The 22,231-nt window shown below is 58.8% G+C and carries 20 protein-coding genes; 14 read left to right on the top strand and 6 right to left on the bottom strand.

Annotated elements, in window-relative coordinates; translation table 11 throughout:
* Positions 1-180 precede the first annotated feature (180 nt).
* The 7 genes from fecI to fecE all read left to right on the top strand — a co-directional run bounded on the left by fecI (position 181) and on the right by fecE (position 7,781).
* Positions 181-702, top strand: coding sequence for a ferric citrate uptake sigma factor FecI (gene fecI, locus GO007_RS05690; RefSeq protein ID WP_095098075.1), 522 nt, complete (start codon positions 181-183; stop codon positions 700-702).
* Entirely contained in the window at positions 699-1,646 is a 948-nt protein-coding gene (fecR, locus tag GO007_RS05685) for a ferric citrate uptake sigma factor regulator FecR (RefSeq protein WP_095096642.1), read from the top strand. The genes fecI and fecR overlap by 4 nt, the downstream gene beginning before the upstream one ends.
* Positions 1,647-1,743: 97 nt before the next feature.
* Positions 1,744-4,074 (top strand): TonB-dependent Fe(3+) dicitrate receptor FecA, encoded by a 2,331-nt coding sequence (gene fecA / locus GO007_RS05680; protein ID WP_095096639.1) that lies wholly within the window; start codon positions 1,744-1,746, stop codon positions 4,072-4,074.
* Positions 4,075-4,165: 91 nt separating this feature from the next.
* A complete protein-coding gene (locus tag GO007_RS05675; protein WP_095096636.1) occupies positions 4,166-5,068 on the top strand; it encodes a Fe(3+) dicitrate ABC transporter substrate-binding protein FecB in 903 nt (300 codons plus the stop codon).
* Positions 5,065-6,063 carry an iron-dicitrate ABC transporter permease FecC gene (fecC, locus tag GO007_RS05670; RefSeq protein WP_095096633.1) on the top strand — a complete coding sequence of 333 codons (999 nt, stop codon included), beginning with the start codon at positions 5,065-5,067 and terminating at the stop codon, positions 6,061-6,063. The genes GO007_RS05675 and fecC overlap by 4 nt, the downstream gene beginning before the upstream one ends.
* A 2-nt stretch (positions 6,064-6,065) precedes the next feature.
* Positions 6,066-7,013 (top strand): Fe(3+) dicitrate ABC transporter permease subunit FecD, encoded by a 948-nt coding sequence (fecD, locus tag GO007_RS05665; RefSeq protein ID WP_223261767.1) that lies wholly within the window; start codon positions 6,066-6,068, stop codon positions 7,011-7,013.
* Positions 7,014-7,781, top strand: coding sequence for a Fe(3+) dicitrate ABC transporter ATP-binding protein FecE (gene fecE, locus GO007_RS05660; protein ID WP_095096627.1), 768 nt, complete (start codon positions 7,014-7,016; stop codon positions 7,779-7,781).
* Between the two features lie 25 nt (positions 7,782-7,806).
* Here the strand turns inward: fecE and fraE are convergent, their stop codons facing one another.
* Positions 7,807-8,850, bottom strand: coding sequence for a fructose-asparagine asparaginase (gene fraE, locus GO007_RS05655; RefSeq protein ID WP_095096624.1), 1,044 nt, complete (start codon positions 8,848-8,850; stop codon positions 7,807-7,809).
* 310 nt (positions 8,851-9,160) lie between these two features.
* On the opposite strand from fraE, the gene GO007_RS05650 reads away from it, so the two are divergent.
* Together GO007_RS05650 and GO007_RS05645 are read left to right on the top strand one after the other, a co-directional pair.
* On the top strand, positions 9,161-10,360 hold the full coding sequence (locus GO007_RS05650) for an HD-GYP domain-containing protein (protein ID WP_095096621.1): 1,200 nt from the start codon (positions 9,161-9,163) through the stop codon (positions 10,358-10,360).
* Positions 10,361-10,442: 82 nt separating this feature from the next.
* On the top strand, positions 10,443-12,227 hold the full coding sequence (locus GO007_RS05645) for a diguanylate cyclase (protein ID WP_095096618.1): 1,785 nt from the start codon (positions 10,443-10,445) through the stop codon (positions 12,225-12,227).
* 97 nt (positions 12,228-12,324) lie between these two features.
* Here the strand turns inward: GO007_RS05645 and GO007_RS05640 are convergent, their stop codons facing one another.
* Positions 12,325-13,272, bottom strand: a complete 948-nt coding sequence (locus tag GO007_RS05640; RefSeq protein WP_223261751.1) for a LysR family transcriptional regulator — start codon at positions 13,270-13,272, stop codon at positions 12,325-12,327.
* A 111-nt stretch (positions 13,273-13,383) separates the two neighbouring features.
* Here GO007_RS05640 and GO007_RS05635 point away from each other — a divergent pair, with 111 nt between their 5' ends.
* Together GO007_RS05635 and GO007_RS05630 are read left to right on the top strand one after the other, a co-directional pair.
* Positions 13,384-14,439, top strand: coding sequence for an SDR family oxidoreductase (locus GO007_RS05635; protein ID WP_095096612.1), 1,056 nt, complete (start codon positions 13,384-13,386; stop codon positions 14,437-14,439).
* Positions 14,440-14,630: 191 nt separating this feature from the next.
* A complete protein-coding gene (locus GO007_RS05630; protein ID WP_095096609.1) occupies positions 14,631-15,113 on the top strand; it encodes a cold-shock protein in 483 nt (160 codons plus the stop codon).
* Between the two features lie 122 nt (positions 15,114-15,235).
* Here the strand turns inward: GO007_RS05630 and GO007_RS05625 are convergent, their stop codons facing one another.
* Positions 15,236-15,775, bottom strand: coding sequence for a DUF2058 domain-containing protein (locus tag GO007_RS05625; RefSeq protein ID WP_095096606.1), 540 nt, complete (start codon positions 15,773-15,775; stop codon positions 15,236-15,238).
* Between the two features lie 328 nt (positions 15,776-16,103).
* On the opposite strand from GO007_RS05625, the gene GO007_RS05620 reads away from it, so the two are divergent.
* The 3 genes from GO007_RS05620 to GO007_RS05610 all read left to right on the top strand — a co-directional run bounded on the left by GO007_RS05620 (position 16,104) and on the right by GO007_RS05610 (position 18,959).
* Positions 16,104-16,634 (top strand): glyoxalase superfamily protein, encoded by a 531-nt coding sequence (locus GO007_RS05620; RefSeq protein WP_095096604.1) that lies wholly within the window; start codon positions 16,104-16,106, stop codon positions 16,632-16,634.
* Positions 16,635-16,923: 289 nt separating this feature from the next.
* Positions 16,924-17,901: a DUF1852 domain-containing protein gene (locus GO007_RS05615; RefSeq protein WP_095096601.1), complete on the top strand. Its 978-nt coding sequence runs from the start codon at positions 16,924-16,926 to the stop codon at positions 17,899-17,901.
* A 26-nt stretch (positions 17,902-17,927) separates the two neighbouring features.
* On the top strand, positions 17,928-18,959 hold the full coding sequence (locus tag GO007_RS05610; protein ID WP_095096599.1) for a methionine synthase: 1,032 nt from the start codon (positions 17,928-17,930) through the stop codon (positions 18,957-18,959).
* A 20-nt stretch (positions 18,960-18,979) separates the two neighbouring features.
* Here GO007_RS05610 and GO007_RS05605 read toward each other — a convergent pair whose 3' ends face one another.
* The 3 genes from GO007_RS05605 to GO007_RS05595 are packed head-to-tail and all read right to left on the bottom strand — an operon-like array spanning position 18,980 to position 22,108.
* The gene (locus tag GO007_RS05605; protein WP_095096596.1) at positions 18,980-19,843 is read right to left on the bottom strand and encodes an efflux RND transporter periplasmic adaptor subunit; all 864 of its coding nucleotides are present in this window, start codon (positions 19,841-19,843) and stop codon (positions 18,980-18,982) included.
* Positions 19,840-20,055: a DUF1656 domain-containing protein gene (locus GO007_RS05600; protein ID WP_095096593.1), complete on the bottom strand. Its 216-nt coding sequence runs from the start codon at positions 20,053-20,055 to the stop codon at positions 19,840-19,842. Before GO007_RS05600 ends, GO007_RS05605 begins: the two co-directional genes overlap by 4 nt.
* Entirely contained in the window at positions 20,039-22,108 is a 2,070-nt protein-coding gene (locus GO007_RS05595; RefSeq protein WP_095098072.1) for an FUSC family protein, read from the bottom strand. The genes GO007_RS05600 and GO007_RS05595 overlap by 17 nt, the downstream gene beginning before the upstream one ends.
* Positions 22,109-22,231 lie beyond the last annotated feature (123 nt).

Below are 22,231 nucleotides of genomic sequence, written 5' to 3'. Positions count from 1 at the left end.
TATTTGCATTTGACCGTTCGCAAGCCGCCGCCGCGCGCCGGTAAAATCAATTGCAATTGATAACAATTACTTAAAGTAACCACCCGGCCTGGAGACGAACTTAACGCTGCGTTTTAATTGTAATGAGAAACATTCTCATATTAACATATGCGCTATCGTTCCATTTTTCTGAATTCGGCCATGTCCTCACTTTCCGCCACCGCCGCACCGCTGACGCTTGCTTCGCTGTATCACGCCCATCACGGCTGGCTGAAAAACTGGCTGACCGGCAGACTGCAATCCTCGTTCGACGCCGATGACGTCGCCCAGGACACCTTTATGCGGGTGATGGCCGGTGAATCCTTAACGACCATCCGCGATCCGAAATCCTTTCTGTGCACCATCGCGAAACGGGTGATGATCGATCTGTTTCGCCGCAATGCGCTGGAGCGCGCCTGGCTTGAGATGATTGCCCAGCTCCCCGAGGCGCTGGCGCCCTCTGCCGAGCTGCAGCAAATTCAGCTGGAAACGCTGCAGCAGATCGACGCGATGCTGGATGGCCTGAGTCAGAAGGCGCGGGAAGCCTTTTTACTCTCGCAGCTGGAAGGCCTGACCTACGCCGAGATCGCCGTACGCCTGACGGTCTCCGTCAGTTCGGTGAAAAAATATGTGGCCAAAGCGACCGAGCACTGCCTGCTCTTTCGCCTGGAGAACGGCCTGTGACCACGAAACTTACCGACTCGCGTCGCCAGGCCCTGCGGTCGGCCTCCCACTGGTATGCCCTGCTAAGCGACGGGCGCCCCAATCCGCAGCAGGAAGCCCGCTGGCAGCAGTGGTATGAGCAGGACCTTGACCACCGCTGGGCCTGGCAGCAGGTCGAAAACCTGCGTCAGCAGATGGGCCACCTTCCGGGCGCGCTTGCCAGCCGGGCCCTCAACGACGGTCGGGCAGCCCGCCGTCAGGTGCTGAAAGGATTGATGCTGCTGGCGATGGCCGGCGGGAGCTGGCGGCTGTGGGACAGCGAGCTGGCGGAGGGGCTTCGCGCCGACTACCGCACGGCCAAGGGGATAACGCGTCGCCAGCCGCTGGCGGATGGCTCGGTTCTGACCCTGAACACCGACAGTGCCGCCGACATCTATTTCGACGCGCAGCAGCGCCTGGTGCGCCTGCGCTACGGCGAAATTGCCATCCGCACCGCCCGCGACGCTCTCCAGCGGCCGTTCCGCGTACAGACCCGCGACGGCAACCTCACCGCTCTGGGCACGGAGTTTACCGTTCGCCAGTTTGCCGATGAAACCCGCCTGGCGGTGCAGCAGCACGCCGTTGAGGTGCGATTAGCGCACGGCCAGTACCGGAGGGTGGAAGCCGGAGAAAGCCTGCGCTTCAGCGCTGAAGCCTTCTCCCCGATACAGACGCTGAGCGCCGGTGAAGATAGCTGGACTCAGGGCGTGCTCAGCTTTCGCGACCGCCCCCTGCGCGAGGTTATCGCCACGCTGTCCCGCTATCGCCCCGGCATTCTGCGCTGCGATCCCCGCGTTGCCGATTTACGCCTGAGCGGCACCTTCCCGCTGAACGATACCGGGACGATTTTGCAGGTTATTACGCAAACGCTGCCGGTAAAACTGCAGTTTGCCACCCGCTATTGGGTCACCGTCGTCCCCGCCTGAGAAAAAAAATACAAAAAATTCTCATTCTCCATTGTCCCTTTTCCCCTGCTCGTTCGACTTAACAGGTGAAAACAACCAAAACAATCGTGGAGAACACATGACGCCTTTACGCGTTCTACGCAAACCAATGCCTCTGGTGATGGCAATCCGTTTAAGCCTGCTGCCGCTGGCGGCGCTGGCCGCTGCGCCGGTCTTTGCCGCCGCTCAGTTTGATATCGCCGCCGGAGATTTAGATACCGCGCTCAATCAGTACGCCGCCCGCAGCGGCATCACCCTCTCAACCGACGCCAGCCTGACGCGGGGCAAGCATAGCGATGGCCTGCACGGCAGCTACGACGTTGAGGATGGTCTGCAAACGCTGCTGAACGGCAGCGGCCTGCGGCTCAAAGCGCTGGGCAATAACGCCTGGACGCTGGAGCCCGCACCCGTTGAGAATGAGGCGTCGCTGACGGTTATCGGCGACTGGCTAGGAGACGCGCGGGAAAACGATGTGTTTGAACACGCCGGCGCCCGCGACGTCATCCGCCGCGACGAGTTTGCCAAAACCGGCGCCGCCACCATGCGTGAGGTGCTGAACCGCATCCCGGGAGTCAACGCCCCGGATAATACCGGCACCGGCAGCCACGACCTGGCGATGAACTTTGGCATCCGCGGCCTGAACCCGCGCCTGGCCAGCCGCTCCACGGTGCTGATGGACGGTATCCCGGTGCCCTTCGCCCCCTACGGCCAGCCCCAGCTGTCGCTGGCTCCGGTATCGCTGGGCAATATGGATGCCGTCGACGTTGTTCGCGGCGCGGGCGCCGTGCGCTACGGACCGCAGAGCGTTGGCGGCGTCGTTAACTTCGTCACCCGCGCTATTCCGCAGGATTTTGGCATTGAGGGCGGCATCGAAGGCCAGCTGAGCCCAACCTCCTCGCAGAACAATCCCAAGGAGACGCACAATCTGATGATTGGCGGCACGGCGGATAACGGGTTTGGCTCCGCGCTGCTCTATTCAGGAACGCGCGGCAGCGACTGGCGCGAGCACAGCGCCACCCGCATTGACGACGTGATGCTGAAAAGTAAATATGCGCCAAACGAGGTGCATACCTTTAACAGCCTGCTGCAATATTATGACGGCGAGGCCGACATGCCCGGCGGGCTCTCCCGCGCCGATTATGATGCCGACCGCTGGCAGTCTACCCGCCCGTACGACCGCTTCTGGGGGCGCCGCCAGCTCGCCAGCCTCGGCTATCAGTTTCAGCCGGACGCCATGCATAAGTTCAATATTCAGGGCTTCTATACCCACACGCTGCGCAGCGGCTACCTTGAGCAGGGCAAGCGCATTACGCTTTCTCCGCGCGAATACTGGGTTCGGGGGATCGAGCCGCGCTACAGCCAGAGCTTTACGCTCGGCGCTACCGCGCATGAAGTGGGCGTCGGCTATCGCTACGTGAATGAATCCACCCATGAGATGCGCTACTACACCACGACCGCCAGCGGCGAGCTGCCGAGCACCGCCAGCCCTTACGATCGCGATACCCGTTCCGGTACCGAGGCGCACGCCTGGTATATCGACGACCGCATTGATATCGGCGACTGGACGATCACCCCGGGCATGCGCTTCGAACATATTGAGTCCTATCAGGATAATAACCTGAAGGGCACCCGCGAGCAGGTCAGCTACAACGCCCCGCTGCCGGCGCTCAACGTGCTTTATCATCTCACCGACAGCTGGAATCTTTATGCTAACACCGAAGGATCGTTCGGCACCGTACAGTACAGCCAAATTGGCAAGGCTGTGCAGAGCGGCAATGTGGAGCCGGAAAAGGCCCGCACCTGGGAAATCGGCAGCCGCTACGACAACGGCGCGCTGAGCGCGGAAATGGGCCTGTTCCTGATTAACTTCAATAATCAGTACGACTCCAACCAGACCAACGATACCGTCACCGCGCGCGGTAAAACCCGCCATAGCGGGCTGGAAACCCAGGCACGCTACGATCTTGGCGATCTCACGCCGCGCCTCGACAACCTGTCGGTATACGCCAGCTACGCGTACGTTAACGCCGAAATCCGTGAAAAAGGGGACACCTACGGCAATCAGGTCCCGTTCTCGCCGAAGCATAAAGGCACCCTCGGCGTGGACTATAAGCCGGGCAGCTGGACCTTCAACCTCAATAGCGATTTCCAGTCCAGCCAGTTTGCCGACAACGCCAACACGGTTGCGGAAAGCGCCGACGGCAGCACCGGCCGCATCCCGGGCTTTATGCTGTGGGGCGCGCGCGTCGCCTACGATTTTGGTCCACAAATGGCCAACCTCAACCTGGCGGTCGGGGTGAAGAATATCTTCGACCACGAGTACTACACCCGTTCATACGACGATAACAACAAAGGCATTTACGCCGGTCAGCCGCGCACCCTGTACCTGCAGGGGTCGATGAAATTCTGACGATGGCCGTTCACCGCCTCAGCCTGAGGCGGTGATGTTTGTGGATGATATCGGCGGGACGATCCCGGCGTCCCGCCATTCTGGAGTGAGTATGTTGGCTATTTTACGTTTTCTATTCGCCGCGCAGCTGGCGCTCAGCGGCGCGGCTTTTGCCGTGACGGTCGAGGATCAGCAGGGGCGATTTACCCTCGATACCCCCCCGCAGCGGATCGTCGTGCTGGAGCTCTCCTTCGCCGATGCGCTGGCGGCGGTTGACGTCAGCCCCGTCGGCATCGCCGACGATAACGACCCCGCGCGCATTTTGCCCGAGGTCCGCGCGCATCTGAAACCGTGGCAGTCGGTCGGCACCCGCGCCCAGCCCTCTCTGGAGGCGATTAGCGCCCTGCGCCCGGACCTGATCGTGGCCGATAGCAGCCGCCATCGCGGTATTTACGCCGCCCTGCGGCAAATCGCCCCGGTGCTGCTGCTGAAGTCGCGCAATGAAACCTACGCAGAAAACCTGCAGTCGGCGGCCATTATCGGCAAAGTCGTCGGCCAGGACCCGCTTATGCAGCAGCGCCTGGCGCAGCATCGCCAGCGGATGGCTGATTTCGCCGGCCAGCTGCCGGCCGGCGCCAGCGTGGTATTCGGCACCTCCCGCGAACAGCAGTTCAACCTGCATTCGCGCGATACCTATACCGGCAGCGTGCTGAGCGCGCTGGGGCTGTCGGTTCCGGCGGCCATCGCCGGCGCGCCGATGGCGACGATCGGCCTCGAACAGCTGTTGGCCATCAACCCGCAGTGGCTGTTTGTTGCTCATTATCGGACGGAAAGCATCGTGCGCAAATGGCAGCAGGACCCGCTATGGCAGATGCTGCAGGCGCAGCAGAAGCAGCAGGTGGCCGCCGTTGACAGCAACAGCTGGGCGCGGATGCGCGGCATGTTTGCCGCCGAACGCATCGCCGCTGATGCGGTTAAAATTATTCACCACCAGGCGGTCGACGTGCAGCAATGAAATCATCCCGTTCCGCTTTGCTGGTCTGGGGGCTGCCGCTGGTCGGGCTGGCGGGTCTGCTGTGGCTGAGCCTGTTTAGCTATTCGGCGATCCCCGTTGCGCCGCTGGAGGCCTTGCAGGCGCTGCTGGTCCCCAAAACGCCCTCTCTGGCCCAGGCGCTGGTGCTTAATCTTCGCCTGCCGCGAAGCCTGGTGGCGATCGCGCTCGGTAGCAGCCTGGCGCTCTCTGGCTCTCTGCTGCAAATCTTAACCCATAATCCGCTGGCCTCGCCGTCCCTGCTCGGCATCAACAGCGGCGCGGCGCTGGCGATGTCGCTAACCAGCGCCTTCAGCCCGGCGCCGTTGGCGGGCTATTCTCTGGCGTTGATTGCCGCCTGCGGCGGCAGCGTCAGCTGGCTGCTGGTGATGGCGGCCGGCGGCGGCTGGCGTCAGGAGCTCGACCGCAACCGCCTGATCCTCGCCGGGATCGCCCTGTCAGCGCTGTGCATGGCGCTGACCCGCGTTACGCTGCTGCTGGCCGAAGATCACGCCTACGGAATTTTATACTGGCTGGCCGGGGGCGTTTCGCACGTTCGCTGGCCGGAGTTCTGGCAGCTGTTTCCCTTTGCGGCGCTGATTATTCCCGGCGTATTTCTGCTGGCAAACTCCCTGAATTTACTCCACGTCGGCGATAGCACCGCCCACTCGCTGGGGGTGAATCTCTCCCGGCTGCGGCTGGCGATCAACGCGGCGGTGCTGCTGCTGACCGGCGCCTGCGTCAGCGTGGCGGGGCCGGTGGCCTTTATCGGCCTGCTGGTACCGCATCTTGCGCGCCTGTGGGTTGGCCAGGACTGCCGCGTTTTGCTGCCGATGGCGGCGCTACTGGGCGGCATATTTATGCTGCTGGCGGATATTCTCGCCCGCGCGCTGGCCTGGCCCGGAGAGCTCCCGGCGGGCGCGGTGCTGGCGCTGGTCGGAGCGCCGTGCTTTGTCTGGCTGGTCAGGAGGCGCGGATGAAAATGCGCATCGCCTGCCTGCTGCTGGCGCTGCTGGCGTTAAACGCGATCTCCCTGCTTATGGGGGCCGTTCCGCTGCCCTGGCAGGCGCTGTTCGACGGCTGGCACAAAACCAGCGAGTACCACTACGTCCTGATGCAGTATCGCCTGCCGCGGGTGGTGCTGGCGCAGATCGTCGGCGCCGCGCTGGCGGTCTCCGGGGTGCTGATTCAGGGCCTGGTCCGCAACCCGCTGGCGTCGCCGGATATTCTCGGCATCAACCATGCCGCCAGCCTGGCGTCGGTAACCGCGCTCTATTTTATCCCGTCACTGTCCGTGCTGTGGCTACCGCTGGTGGCGTTTAGCGGCGGCATGGCGGCAATGCTGGCGCTGGTTGCACTGGCCGGTTTTGCCCGTCCGATGCGCCTGGCGCTCACCGGCGTGGCGCTGTCGGCCTGCTGGGCCAGCCTTACCGACTACCTGCTGCTCTCCCGGCCCCAGGAGATCAACAACGCGCTGCTGTGGCTGACGGGCAGCCTGTGGGCGCGGGACGGCTCATTCGTCGCTATCGCCCTGCCCGTGCTGGCGATCCTGCTGCCGTTAAGCCTGCTGCTTAGCCGCAGCCTGGATTTACTGGCGCTTGGCCATGAGCGGGCCGGGACCCTCGGCGTCAATCTCCGGCTGCTCCACCGCGGCGGCCTGCTGCTGGCGGTAGCCCTGGCTTCGGTTAGCGTCGCCGTCTGCGGCCCGATCGCGTTTATTAGCCTGGTGGTGCCGCACCTCGTGCGCCGCTTTACGGGCGGCAGCCACCGCTACCTGCTGCCCGTTTCGGCGCTGACCGGCGGGCTGGTGCTGCTGTTGGCCGATCTGCTGGCCCGTACGATTCATCCCCCAATGGAGCTGCCGGCGGGCGTATTAACCGCCGTTATCGGCGCGCCATGGTTCATCTGGCTGCTGGTAAGAGTACGTTGAATGGAACTGAGAACTGAAAACCTGAGCGCCGGCTACGGCGCCAAACGCATTATCGACCGGCTGGATCTGACCCTTCCCGGCGGCCAGATCAGCGCCCTGCTCGGGCCAAACGGCTGCGGTAAATCAACCCTGCTGAAGTGCTTCTCGCGGCTGCTGACGCCGACGGCGGGTAAAATATGGCTCGGCGAGCGGGCCCTGTCAGGCTTTAGCCCGCGCCTGCTGGCCCGCCATTTGGCTTTGCTGCCGCAGCAGCACCATACCCCCGAAGGGATTAGCGTACGCGAGCTGGTCAGCTACGGCCGCAGCCCGTGGCTGCCGCTGTGGGGACGCCTCAACGCCGAGGATCGGCGGATCGTTGCCGACGCGCTTGAACGTACCGGCATGACGCCGCTCGCCGGGCAGACGCTTAGCGAGCTTTCCGGTGGGCAGAGACAGCGGGCGTTTGTGGCGCTGATCCTTGCCCAGGATACGCCGCTGGTACTGCTTGATGAGCCGACAACCTGGCTGGATATCAATCATCAGGTGGAGCTGATGAAGCTGATGCGCGAGCTGCAGATGTGCGGAAAGACGGTGGTTACCGTCCTTCACGATCTTAATCAGGCCAGCCGCTACTGCGACCATCTGGTGGTGCTGGAAAGCGGTAAAGTGCGGGCCCAGGGCCTGCCGGAGCAGGTGCTGACGCCCGCGCTGCTGCGCAACGTTTTCCAGCTGGAGGCGGAAATTCACCCCGACCCTATCTCAAAGCGCCCGATGTGCGTGATGAAATAGCGCACGCCTCCGGCTAACAGGGCGATCAGTAAGTATGGAAATAGTTCTGAATCACCTCCGGGTTACGCGTTTGCGTCAGGGCGGTCATCAGCAGAATGCGCGCTTTTGCCGGGTTCAGCGAGTCGGCCACCAGCCCAGGCTGGCTATCGTCGGCCGGGACCACGCCGCTGCCGGTACGAGAGGCGCGCACCACCACGATGCCGGCTTTTTGCGCTTTTTCGATCCCTGCGGCGCTGCGCACGGATACCGAACCGGCGCCGGTTCCGGCATAGACAATGCCGTCAACGTGGTGAGCAATCGCCGCATCGTACATATATTCCGGGTCGTCCTGATAGCCGTAAATGATCACCACCTTCGGCAGCGTATTCAGCTGACGGACGTCAAATACCGAACGCAGGGTATGAATCTTATCGACGCGCGTTTCAAACTGCGGCTTGCCGCCGACGATAGCGCCCAGATAGCCCTCTTCCGGCGCTTTGAAGGTATCGAGGGAGTTGGCGTTGGTTTTGGTCACAAAGCGCGCGGCGCCGATGCGATCGTTCAGCACCACCATCACTCCCCGCCCCTTCGCCTCGGGATCGGCGGCGACGGTGACCGCCTCCAGCAGGTTCATCGGGCCATCGGCGCTTATCGCCGTTGCCGGCCGCATCGCCGCCGTCAGGACGACCGGCTTATTGCTTTTCACCGTCAGGTTGAGGAAGTAAGGCGTTTCATCCAGCGTATCCGTACCGTGGGTGATCACCACTCCGTCAACATCGTCTCTGGCCAGCAGTTCATTCACCCGCTTAGAGAGTTTGAGGATAATATCGCTGGTCATATTTTCACTGCCGATATTCGCCACCTGCTCGCCGTCCACCCGCGCAACCTTGCTCATTTCAGGCACCGCGTTAATCAGGGTCTGGACGCCAATTGCGCCGGCTTTATAGCCGGTAGTTTGGGTATTGCTGGCCGCCGACCCGGCAATGGTCCCGCCGGTGGCGAGGATCACGATATGCGGCAGGCGCGTTTCACTGGCAGCCAACGAACTCATTGTCAGTAACGCAATCGCAAGTAATGCTCTAAAATTCATATTCACTCATCCCCAAAATAGATATTAATCAAACTGGCGGAGAGTTAATGCAAACGGCTTGCCACTATTTATTTTCTTTTTACAGGCAAAATGGTTAACTATCGGGCAGTAAAGGCTTTTTCATTCATTTCTCGCGCAGATTTGGTGCAGCGATGCTCCAGGATGGGCATGTTTTGACAATGAAATCGCCGCCGGACTAAGCGTTTATTATTTTCGTCGTCCCGCTTCAGACGCGTTGCCATTAAATTATCACGACAGTAACGGCCATGATCGACCTATTTTATGTGGATATCGCGAAGAGGGAAAAACGATGCGTCTCGCCTTAAAATCAGCATTGATGCTTACCACTCGTGTCATACAGATAATCAATCCCGAACTCCATCTGCATATGCAGCGAACGGCCCTCATCGCCCTTGAGCTTTCGCTGGCGTTACGGCTGCCGCGTCAGCAGCAGCAGACCATCTTTTGCGCCGCGCTGCTGCACGATATCGGCGTGCTGGGCGATAAGCGGATGATTACCTCGCTCAATGCGATAGATAACCTTGACGATCCTCACCAGCAGCGAGGGGTGGAAATGCTCAGCGGCCTCGCCACCTTCGCGCCGATCCTGCCCATTATTCGTCACCACCACTTCAGCGTGGACTATAAAGGTAGCCTCGACGAGCATATCGTCTGTTTTGCCGACTCCTTCGAACGTCTGCTCTCCGCAGACGAGACGGCGACCGCGTATCAGACTGATATTATTATTGATAAATTCCGCACCCTGCATCAGGAGCTGGACCCGCAGCTGTGCCGTACCCTGTGTCAGCTGGCGAAAAAGGAGCACTTCTGGCTGCATCTTAATCCCGGCCATATCCAGCGGATGCTGGAAATTATCGGCCCGATTAACGATCTGTATATCGATATCGACGGCCTGAAGGATATTTGCTTATTGATTGCCAAAATCGTTGATACCTACAGCAGCTTCACCGCCAGCCACAGTATTATGGTCGGCGAAATATCCTGGCAGCTGGCACGCTACATGGATCTGCCGGTAGAAGAGTGTAAGAAAATCGAGGCCGCCGGCTACCTGCACGATATTGGCAAGATCTTTATCCCGCTAAATATTCTGGAAAAACAGGGAGAGCTGGCCCCGGAGGAGCGGCTGCAGGTGCGCGAACACAGCTATATGACCGGCGAGCTTCTCAGCGCCTTTAGCGAACTTGGCGAGATTATTAACTGGGCCGCCAACCATCATGAAAAGCTCGACGGCAGCGGATATCCGCTGCATCTGAGCGCAGATTATCTGCATCTGCCGGACAGAATCATCGCCGTCGCCGACATTTTTACCGCGCTGACCGAAAATCGCCCCTATCGCCAGGCGATGAGCTATCAGCAGGCATTACGGCTGATTGAAAACGATGTTATAAATGGCGCGCTGGATGCGAATGTTTTTGCCGTTTTACGCCAGCATGCCGCAACGCTCCATCGCGAAATTATCGGCAAAAAACGCGACCAGTCGCCACCGTGACCTGCCGGCAGCCGGCGGACAGGACGGGGTTCTATAATAAAAAATGACATTATAAATTCATCTGCACGCAAGGAAAACACGGGTGAGAATCGCCACCATGACCAACTGGGCCTACGGCATCACCGTCGCCCTGACCCTCGCCTCAGGCATTGCGATGCTGATGGCCTCAAACGCGGATACTGCCGAACGCCAGGCGGTGCAACAGCGCCAGATTTTCGACCAGCTCACCGAAGAAGTTGAAACGGACGCCTGGGCGCTTTCGGACCTCGCGCGAACCTATGTCATCAATAAAAGCCCTGAGGTCCTGGAGGAGTATCGCCAGCAGGCTCAGGTGATGACCGCCATCGAGCAGCGGCTAGGAAAGCTTAAAGATAACGGCGCGACCGCCGAGGAGCTGGGGCTGCTGCGCGAGGGGTTGCGGATTGCCGACGAGCTGCAGGACGAGCAGCAGGCGGCGCTGGCTAATATCGCCCGCGGTGAGGATAAAGACGCGGTCGGCCTGCTGTACGGTAAGCCTTATGAGCAGGAGCTGGAGCGGGTTCAGACGCAGATCGACCACTTCCGGCTGCTGCTGGAAGGCCGGGCCAACAGCGCTATTGCGCAAGCCACCGAAAAGTCCCATACCTGGCGCAGCCTGTCAGAGCTGATGGTTGGACTGACGGCGCTGATGTTCCTGTTTGTACTTGGTTTTATTCTGCAACGCCGGGTGCTGTACCCGGTTGTGCGCCTGAGCGATGTCGTGCAAAGGCTCGCCTCGCAGGATTATGCGGTCGAAGCGCCTAATTTCACCCAGATTGATGAGATTGGCGATATGGCGCAGGCGATCCGCATTTTCCGCGAGAACGGCCTGGCGCGCCAGCGTCTGGAGCAGGAGCGGGACGCCGACTGGGCGATCCGCGAGCTGCTGGCGCGGATGACCCAGCGCCTGCAGGGGTGCGAATCTTTCGAGGATGTGATTAAAGTAGCCGAGCTTTTCGCGCCCAACATCGCGCCGGAGATCCCCGGGCGGCTGTATATTCTCGACCTCGACCCCTGGCAGATGCGCTGCGTCGCCCGCTGGCTCTCGCCGCCGGATGAACCGGAGGTCTTTCATCCCGAGAACTGCTGGGCCGTGCGGCGCGGTCTGAGCCATCCTCCGGTTAACGGCGAGCCGGATATTGCCTGCTACCACCTGCCGGAGTCGAGCGCGGAGTGGTCGCTTTGCGTCCCGCTGATTGCCCAGGGGGAAGCCATCGGCCTGCTCTCCTTCAGAAACGTCACGCCGGCCACGGCCCCTTCACGCGCCTATCTTGAGCTGATGGCCGAAGCGCTGGGCCTGGCGCTGGCGAACCAGCGCCTGCGCAACGCGCTGCTGGAAAAGGCGCTTTTCGACTCGCTGACCGGGCTGCGCAACCGCCACCACCTTGAAGACGCCCTGCATACCCAAATGAATCTGGCGGTACGCAACGGCACGCCGCTGAGCTGCCTGATGATCGATATCGACCACTTCAAAGCGATCAACGACAGGTATGGTCACGAAGCGGGTGATTTGGTGATTAAAAACGTGGCGTCCATCGTGCAGCGCGCGGTGCGCGACATCGGCATGGCTTTCCGCTACGGCGGCGAAGAGTTTTTAGTCCTGCTCGCCGGCACCAACGAAGAGTCGGCGCTGGCGTGCGCCGAGGATATTTACAACAACGTCCGCAACATGACGCTGCGCTACGGCCTGAGCGAGATGGGTCAGATAGATGTCTCTATCGGGATTGCTAGCTTCCCGCAGCATACGCAAAGCGACAGCCTGCTGCGCGCCGCCGACGCCGCGCTGTATCGGGCAAAAGAGCTCGGCCGCTCGCGGATCGTCAGCTTCGGGATGCTCAAGACCGACTGACGGCGAGTCGCCTATCCCCGCTCAGCAACGTTCGCCAACCTCGCTTGCCGATCCGGCCTTTCAGCGGCAGGTTCGGAGCAGTATCCAGCTCGGGCGTTCAGAGACCGGCAAACGATGTACCGCGAGGGTCGAGGGACCTATGCATTGCTATCCCGCTGACGTTGTTCAATCCGCTGATAATGGCCTCGGTGAGCATCCGGGCCTTCAGCGGGATAAAGCGCCTGGCGGGATAGAGCGCATACAGCGCAAGCGGCTGCCAGCGGTAATCCGGCAGCACCTGGATCAGCGTTCCCTGTGCCAGCTGGCTGGCCACCAGCGGCTGCTGAATGCCGCCGATCCCGCCTCCCGCTTCCAGCGCGGCAATGAGCGAAAAGCTATTGTTGGCGCGGAAAACGGCGTTCAGGCGCACGGTCTCTTTTCCGCCCGGCCCTTCCAGCGTCAGCTCATCCCCGGCGGCCAGGCCGCTGTAGCGAAGCGTCCGGTGCTGCGCCAGCTCTGACAGCCGCGACGGCGTCCCTGCCTGCTGCAGATAATGCGGCGCGGCCACCAGCACGCGCTGAACTTTAGCCAGCCGTCTGACGACCTGGCTGAGCCCGGTGGGTTCTCCCAGGCGGATGGCAAGATCGATCCCTTCGCTCACCACATCAGCAAGCCGGTCCTCCAGCATCAGCTCGACGCTAAGCTGCGGATTACGCTGCTGAAAGGCGATAACAATCGGCGTCAGAAGATGCTGGCCGATCCCGGTGGGCGCCTGCACGCGTAGCGTTCCGCTGAGTTTTTGCTGCTGGCTGAGCAAGGTCTCCTCGGTCTCGGTCAGCGCATCGAGGATCGGGCGAATCTGCTGATAGTAGCGCTCGCCCGGCTCGGTGAGGGTAACCGAGCGGGTGGTGCGCAGCAGTAACGCCACGCCGAGGCTCTGTTCGAGGGCCATGACCTGCTGGCTGACCGCCGGCTGGGTCAGCCCCAGGCTACGGGCTGCGGCCGAGAGATTGCCGGTTTCAGCCACCCGGATAAAAATTTCCATCGCTTTGAGCTTGTTCATCATCTTCACTTCAAAGGTTTTGTTATTAATCTTATTACATATCCCTATCTTCTGCCTTCATCGCTAATGAATCATGCTCTGGTTTCACTTTCGACCCGAAAAGAGGTGCTTAGCATGAAGACTCAACAACATCAGCGTTTGGCCGTGGTTGCCGGCGCCAACGGCGTCGCCGGAAACAAGCTTATCGATGAGCTGGAGCAGTCCGGCTGGCAGGTCATTGGGCTGTCGCGGCGGGGAGGCATCTCGCGTCCCGGCGTGCGCTACCTGGCGGTAGACCTGCATGACCGACAGGCGACGATGGCGGCGCTGGAGCATCTGGAGGTCAGCCATCTGTTTTATGCCGCCTATCAGCATGCCGATAGCTGGGCCGGGCTGGTGGAGCCGAATCTCAATATGCTGGATAACGCGCTCAGCGCCGCCGAGCAGTCGCCCCGGCTGGCGCACGTCAGCCTGATGCAGGGCTATAAGGTCTATGGTGCGCATCTTGGCCCGTTTAAGACCCCGGCGCGCGAAAGCGACGCGGAGCATATGCCGCCGGAGTTCAACGTTGCCCAGCAGGGGCTGCTGGAGGAGCGTCAGCGAGGGAAAAGCTGGCACTGGACGGCGTTACGCCCCTCCGTCGTGGGCGGGCTATCCACCGGCAACCCGATGAATCTTGCCCTGTCGCTGGCGATATATGCGGCTATTTGCAAGGAGTTAAACATTCCGCTGCGCTTCCCCGGCAGGCCGGGCGCCTGGCAGAGCCTGATTGAGATGACCGACTCCGGCCTGCTGGCCAAAGCGACGCTGTGGGCGGCCACCAGCGAGGCGGCTGAGAACCAGGCCTTCAACGTCAATAACGGCGATCTGTTCCGCTGGCAGGAGATGTGGCCCCGCATTGCGGCCTGGTTCGAACTGCCGGTCGCCCCGCCCCTGCCGATGTCGCTGCGGGAGGTGATGGCGGATAAAGCGGCCATCTGGCAAAAAATGGCGGCAAAATATCGGCTCAGGGAGAGCGATATCGGCCAAATTACCGGCTGGGAATTCGTCGATTTTGTTTTTAGCTGGGACTACGACATGTTCGCCGATGGCAGCAAGATCCGCCGCGCCGGCTTCCATGATTACCGTGAAACCGAGCAGATGTTCTATCAGCTGTTTACCCGGTTTCGCCAGATGAGGCTCATTCCCTGAACGACGTATGCGCTTGTCAACCCGTGCTCAATGAGCCAGGCCGCGGCTGATTCGCCGTTAGCCGGCCGCCGCCTGCTCGCATACCTGAAATTTATCATCCAGACTTAAAGCAAAGACGTAGTCTGCGCAGGCATTGTGCTTTACACTGCGCGCTGCAAAAACTCAGTAGATAAACGATTAAGTAGGCGGTAATGGCGATGAACGGAACAATCACAACCTGGTTTAAAGATAAAGGTTTTGGATTTATCAAAGATGAAAACGGCGATAACCGTTATTTTCATGTGATTAAGGTCGCCAATCCGGAGCTGATTAAGAAAGATGCGGCGGTGACTTTCGAACCCACGACCAATAACAAGGGCCTGTCGGCCTATGCGGTGAAGGTCGTCCCGGAAAGCAAATATATCTATATCGCCGGCGAGCGCATTAAGCTCACGTCGATCAAGTCTTACCTGGTCTACAGCGAAGAAGTGCCTGCCGATATCCGTATCGATAAAGAAAATGCGGTGCTCTCGGTGGGGGCGCTGATGGGGAGTATCCGGCCGAAGTCAGCCGCCGAGCCGGGTGAAATGCGCGCGCTGAAAAAACTGGCGATCACCACCTTCCAGGGAACGACGCTAATCTTCTCGGAAGATGAGATAGACGTCGATGCCACGGTGAAAATGCTCAAGGTCTGAGATCGCGCGGAGCGGCCCCGTGCCGAAGGGCCAGGGCCACGTTCGCCAAAAGCTCTCCGCCCGCAAAACTGAATGAAAAGTCCTGCAGGACTTTTCATCTGCAAGCCGCGGCGAAAGCCGGCTTACCACATCAAATCATCAGGCACTTTAAAGTCGGCGTACGGATCGTCTTCATCCTGCTCTTCCTGACTCAGCGCGCTGTTTAAGACAATACTGTTCGCATCGCGCTGCGCAATTTTATCGGCGACGACGGCGGGGATAATCGCGTATTCACTCTCGCCGCTGCCCTCAGCAATCAGGCGCGCAATAGCGAGGCGGCCGTTAATCAGCTGGGCGTGGGTCGGCTTATCGACCACGATTTTTTTAATTAAATTGTTATCGGTGAAGTTAAAATCGATATTGCCTCTTGAGACGCTGATTCGGTTCATTTCAATCAGCTGCTTCACCTGAGCCTTATACTCTTTAGATAAGGCGGCCTGTTTTTGTTGTTCGCTTAGCTGCTTATCGCGCTCAAGCTGCGCCTTTTTGTTTTCTTCCACCGCCTCTCTCGCCTCACGCGCCTGAACGCGTGATTTTTTGGCCGTTCTTTGGACTTTAGCCATTTTTTTGCTGGTCACCAGACCCGCTTTTAGCATCTGCTCTTGTAAGGTAAGTTTTGTCATTTCCGCTTCTGAACCCGTTGAATAATGCGTGGGATTATACCTGTAATTTTTGCCGATGTACCAGGCTGCTGGCGCCGGTCGGGTGAAGAAAGCGACGCCCGCGTTTATCGACTCCTTTAATCCCGGACCGACGTCCCGGATGCCTGGCGTAGCGCTTGCGTCCTTAACTCTCATTATATATTTTAATCTTCGGCCCGTGCTGCCTGCCGCTCGCTTCCTTCGGGAAAGGGTGAAAGCACGTCATTATCCCACGTTGCTTAGCTCACATCTTGTGACGATCGGGGTTTGGTAATGCGAGCGCCAAAATACCCTGACGACAGGAGAAAAGATGTTTTCGATCGAGCAGGCAAAACTTATGGCGACAAAACTGCGCAACTCGCTTGAGTCGCGCAATGTCAAAATAACCCACTCTTCCGCGCTTGAAATCGTGGCGCAGCAGCTGGGCTATAAGGACTGGAATACGGCATCGGCACGGTTAGATCCCCCGGCGGCGCCGGCGGCCGTGTCTTTTGAAAAAAGCATTCCCATTTTACGCATGTTTGACGAGCGCAAGGCGCGGGAATTCTATGTAGATTTTCTCGCCTTCAGCGTTGAATTTGAACATCGTTTTGCGGCTGACCTCCCCCTTTATATGGGCATCGGCCGAAACGGCCTGCAGCTGCACCTCTCAGAACATCACGGCGACGCCAGCCCGGGTGCGACAATTTTTATACCGATGCGCAACATTGAATTATTCAGGGATGAGTTAAGGCACAAAAATTACGGCTACGGACGGCCAGAAATCGCGCACCAGGATTGGGGGAAAACCCTTGAGGTTCACGATCCCTTTGGCAACAGGCTGCGTTTCTGCCAAAGCTAATCCCCGCTAACGCCTCCGCGCAGCGCCCTTCCCCCGTCGATTTCCGGGGGAAATCTTGCAGGCCGGGGGCGCGTGCGACGCCGCCGTCCCCGGCCTCATCCCGGATCATGAAGATGGCTCATGTTGTAATGAAATTAAGTCGCTTTCACTCATCCAACGCCTCTGGCATAAAATACACAATATTAACTTATTGACAACATGAAGAGTGGTGGCTGAGCAAACCAACCGCTGCTGAAAAACCACCGAAGAAATTCAGTTTTCATGTCAGAACCTGGGATACAAGATCGCGATGAATAAAGACTTTACGTTTACGGTTAAGAGCACGGTTTTCGATGAAAACTATAACCCTTCTGAAAATACGCGTATTACCACCAACTTCGCGAATTTAGCCCGAGGGAAAGACCGCCAGCAGAATTTGCGCAACACCTTAGTGATGATTGACAATCGTTTCAATACGCTGGCGCATTGGGATAACCCTAAAGGCGATCGTTATGCGGTTGAACTTGAAATTATTTCTGTTGAAATGAATCTCGAAGCCAATGGCGAAACCTTCCCGGCGATCGAAATACTGAAAACTAATATTATCGATAAAAAGACCCAGCAACGCCTTGACGGTATTGCGGGGAATAATTTCTCGTCCTACGTGAGAGATTATGACTTTAGCGTCGTGCTGTTAGAGCACAATAAGAACCAGGCACAATTTAGCATCCCGGACAACTTTGGCGTTCTGCATGGCAATATATTTAAACATTTTGTCAACTCCACCCAGTATAAAGAGAAGTTTAAAAAATCACCGGTTATATGTTTAAGTATTTCAAGTAAGGACACCTATCAGCGGACCGGCAATCAGCATCCGGTATTAGGCATCGAATACCAGCAAAATGGTTCATCTTTGACCGAAGAGTATTTTGGCAAAATGGGCTTAGCGGTTCGCTATTTCATGCCTAAAAATAGCGCCGCGCCTTTGGCCTTTTATTTCACCGGGGATTTGCTGAGTGACTACACCGATCTTGAGCTGATCGCCACCATCAGCACAATGGAGACCTTCCAAAAGATTTACCGCCCGGAGATTTACAATGCCAACTCGGCGGCAGGACAATACTATCAGCCCAACCTGAATCACCAGGATCATTCATTGACCAAAATCGTTTATGACCGGGAAGAGCGTAGCCGGCTGGCTATTGAACAGGGAAAATTTACCGAAGAGCATTTCATCAAACCATACCAGAATATTCTTGCGCAATGGTCTGCTAGCTGCCCTCTTTGATTAATAGAAAATAAAGGTCATCCATTATGAAAACGTTATTACCGACTTCAACCGCCGGCAGCTTACCTAAACCTTCCTGGCTTGCGCAGCCTGAGACCCTGTGGTCGCCGTGGAAATTGCACAACGAAGAACTCGTCGAGGGGAAACAGGATGCTCTGCGCTTGTCCCTGGAAGACCAGCTGCGTGCGGGCATCGACATCGTCAGCGACGGCGAGCAAACGCGGCAGCACTTTGTCACCACGTTTATTGAGCATCTCAGCGGAGTTGATTTTGAGAAACGCGAGGTCGTTAAAATTCGTAATCGCTATGATGCGAGCGTGCCGACGGTGGTTGGCGCCGTGGCTCGGCAAAAGCCCGTTTTTGTCGAAGATGCCCGATTTTTACGTCAGCTGACCACTCAACCGATTAAATGGGCCCTGCCTGGCCCCATGACGATGATCGATACGCTGTACGATAACCACTACAAAAGCCGCGAAAAACTCGCCTGGGAATTCGCAAAAATTCTCAATCAGGAAGCGAAAGAGCTGGAAGCGGCCGGGGTCGATATTATTCAGTTCGATGAGCCCGCCTTTAACGTCTTTTTTGATGAGGTCAATGACTGGGGGATCGCCGCTTTAGAAAGAGCCGTTGAAGGGCTGAAATGCGAAACAGCGGTACATATCTGCTATGGATATGGCATCAAGGCCAACACCGACTGGAAAAAGACCTTAGGCTCAGAGTGGCGCCAATATGAAGAAGCGTTTCCTAAACTGCAAACCTCTAATATTGATATCATCTCCCTGGAGTGCCATAACTCGCGCGTTCCCATGGATCTGCTTGAGCTGATCCGCGGTAAAAAAGTGATGGTCGGGGCCATCGACGTGGCGACCAACACCATCGAGACGGCAGAAGAGGTCGCCAGTACCCTGCGTAAGGCGCTGCAGTTTGTCGATGCCGACAAGCTCTATCCTTCTACCAACTGCGGCATGGCTCCCCTCTCCCGCCGGGTAGCCACGGGTAAACTCCATGCCTTAAGCGCAGGCGCAGAGATCGTTCGCCGGGAACTTGCAAACAAGTAACATCGCCAGATTATTCGCCATTAAGGGATGATGGCGATACTCGCGGACAGGCCGGCGACGAGCTCGATCCCCGCCGGTAGCGTGTCTATATGGATACGTACCGGCACTCGCTGCGCAAGCCGCACCCAGCTAAAGGTCGGGTTTACCTCCGGTAGACCCAGCCCGCCCGTCTCGTCATTGCTGTCGCCTATCCCGCGTCCGATACTCTCAACGTGGCCGGTTATGGTCGGTTCAAATCCCATCAGCGCGATCTGCGCGGTATCGCCCACGCGAATATGACGCAGCTTCGTCTCCTCAAAATAGCCCACAATCCAGAAGCTCTGCGCATCGATAACGGCAACGGTGGTCACTCCGGCGGTGGCGTAATCACCGGGACGCAGCCTGAGATGCGTGACGTAGCCCGCGACCGGCGCCCGAACCGTGGCGTGGGATAAGTTAAGCTGCGCCAGCTCCAGCGACGCCAGCGCGCCATGATAGTTCGCCGCCGCGACGTTCGCCGCGCTGTCCGTTTGCTGGAGATCCTCTTTTGAAATCACGCTTCTGAGCTGCGCGCGTCTACGGGCGGCATCCTGGCGCATGGACATCTCATGGCGCCTGGCTTCAACTTCGGCCTGGGCGCTTACCACCGCCAGCTTCAGCCAGTGCGGATCGATCGTATAGAGAATATCGCCCTGATTGACCCACTGATTATCCCTCACTGCCACGCCGTTTACGGGCCCGGAAACATCCGGCGCAATCCGCACCACATCCGCACGAACCCGACCATCCCGGGTCCAGGGTTTCTCGGCATAATGCTGCCACATCGTGAAAGCCAGAATGGACGCCGCCGCGACCGCGCTTAGCGTCAGCGCGTAGCGGCTCAACAGAGATAGAAATGACTTCATGCTAATAACCCCAGCGCGTTAAGTCCCTGCATAAGCAGGAAAAAGGTAAAAATATAAGTTGCGAACCCGATCAGCGGGCGAGCGGGCAAACTGCGGTACAGCCTGCTGAAAGTGAAAAGCGGCACCAGCAGCAGCGTACACGCTAAGGCCACCAGAGCGACCACCAGCAGACCGGGGACGAAGACTCCGCCAAAATTAACGTCGCTCATCATCGGATGGCTCCCTGTTTTGTTCTCTCAAGGCACAGTGCAGATCAACCAGCCCGTCTGTCAGCCGGCGCGATGGCTCAACCGTCGTCGGAGAATAACGCTCAGCTATGGCTTCGATTCGCTGGCGTAACGCCGCGGTGTTTTCCCTGCGGGCCAGCCGGGAAAGCAGCTCGTCAATCTCCGTTACCGCTTCACTCCCCATCTGAAGGCATAAACGGCGTAACCGCATAACGCAGAGCCCCACGCGCAGATGGTGCAGCATTTGGTTGAGCGCCTGCCCCGACGATTGCCGGCTTCGCTGCAGGCGCGGCAGCAGGAGCGCCGTTCGGTCGATCATCAAATTCGTCCACCGCGCCTCATCCGGCGCAAAAGTCCCCTTCAGGCTGCGCCTGACGTCGCGCCGGCAAATGCGCAGCAGGCGATTGATGGCGGAGTCTGCCTGCACCGTTTGCAGCGCGCTCATGCTCACCACGGCAAAACCGGTCGCGGCAAATAGGGCGATGGCCGTATTGACCGCCACGGCGAAGTCTCCGCTGTAGTGGGCGCCTAGCTCGCACAAAATGGGCAGCGTCAGCGTAATCCCCATAGCCATAAACGTGGTGGGCGGCCGCGCCTGCAGCGATCCGGCCAGTAAATAGACCGGAGCAAGCGCCGCAACCAGCACGTTGAAATCGGTAATCTGAGGAAGGAGGACGAAGCTGTAGATCAGGCTCGCCGTCACGCCATAGGCTGAGCCGACGATATACTTCACGATATGGGGTGCCGGAGTATCGAAACTGCCAAACAGCGTGCAGCAGACCCCGAGAATGGAAACCGCCGTGCCGCCATCGGGCCAGGCAGAGTAAATCCATACCAGGCAGCCGCTCAGTATTATCGTGAAAGCCCCCAGCGCGGTACGCGCAGCCGCGAGGCCGTCGCGGTGGAAAACGTAGCCCTTTACCGCCCTGCTTTCGGTCGGTATTTGCGCGGGTTGCGCATGGCGGATGGCGTCAGCGAGTCGTTCGCACTGCAGCAGCAGGCTGATTGCCTGCCGGAGATGACGGGCCAGGCTCACCTGCAGCTCTTGTGCGAACGTCTGCGCATCCGAAGCGAGCCGCGCCGTTAGCCGGGCGCTGCGTTCTTCCAGCGCTTCTCCCGCTATTTTTCGCTCTCCCGCCTCCTCGCAGGCCAGCCATTTTATGACATCGTCCAGCAGCCGCTGCAGGTCGCCAGGTACGGCATCGATCGTCTGCAGGCGATCGCGCAATTCGCCGCTGACCACCAGCAGCTGCGCCAGCCGGTCATGGATGGCTTTTCTCCCCTTCAGGGCGGAACCCGGGAGCGCAAAGTCATAGGGGAGATGGTGATTGACCCCCTGCAGGAACTGCAGCGCCAGCGCCAGCCGCAGGCTCTCTGAGGCCTCATCGGGTTTACCCGTTAGCGCGCGGGCGATCGTCTGGCGTACAGAACCCAGCGTTTCCGCTACCTTGCCGTTAAACAGTCCTGATAGCCGTTTTGGCAAAACGTACCTGTGGACAAGGGCGGCGCAGAGGATGCCGATCGCGATCTCCTGCACCCGGGTGATGGCGACATCAAAAATTGTGCCGGGAGCGAGTACCGCGGGAAAGCCAATCAGGCTGGCGGTGTAACCGGCCAATACATAGGCATAAGCGCGGGGCGTGCGTTCAAGCAGCGACAGGAAAAGGCAGAAGGTAATCCAGCCGGTGAGCACCACGCTGCAAACTATCGGCGTATTGACAAAAACCGGCACGATTAAAACGGTTGCCCCGGCGCCCGCCAGCGTCCCTGTCAGACGATAGACGCATCTGCTCAGCGACGCGCCAACCGACGTTTGCGACACAATATAGACGGTAATGATGGCCCAGGAGGGCCTTTCCAGGCCAATAGATAAGGCGATGTAATAAGCCAGCATCGCGGCCGCAAAGCTCCTGGCGGAGTACAGCAAGGCATTGGCATCGCTCAGGAAGGCGGGCGAGGCCAGTATCGCTCCCGCATGACGGAAGACCACGCTTTTAGCCCGCAGCAGGCGGGACGGACGAACGTATATTTTGCTCATACCGGCAATTATTACCGGCTTGTACATCTCATTAAATACTATATTCTGTCAAAAAATACCCAAATACTGCCAATACGATGCAACCTCAATACGCCACCACCTTCTTTGATCCTGACGCCGCCG

The organism is Klebsiella sp. 10-1 (assembly GCF_009758445.1).
Taxonomy (GTDB): domain Bacteria; phylum Pseudomonadota; class Gammaproteobacteria; order Enterobacterales; family Enterobacteriaceae; genus Klebsiella; species Klebsiella scottii.
The sequence above is the reverse complement of the archived record's forward strand: the minus strand, read 5'-3'. Positions and strand labels throughout refer to the sequence as shown.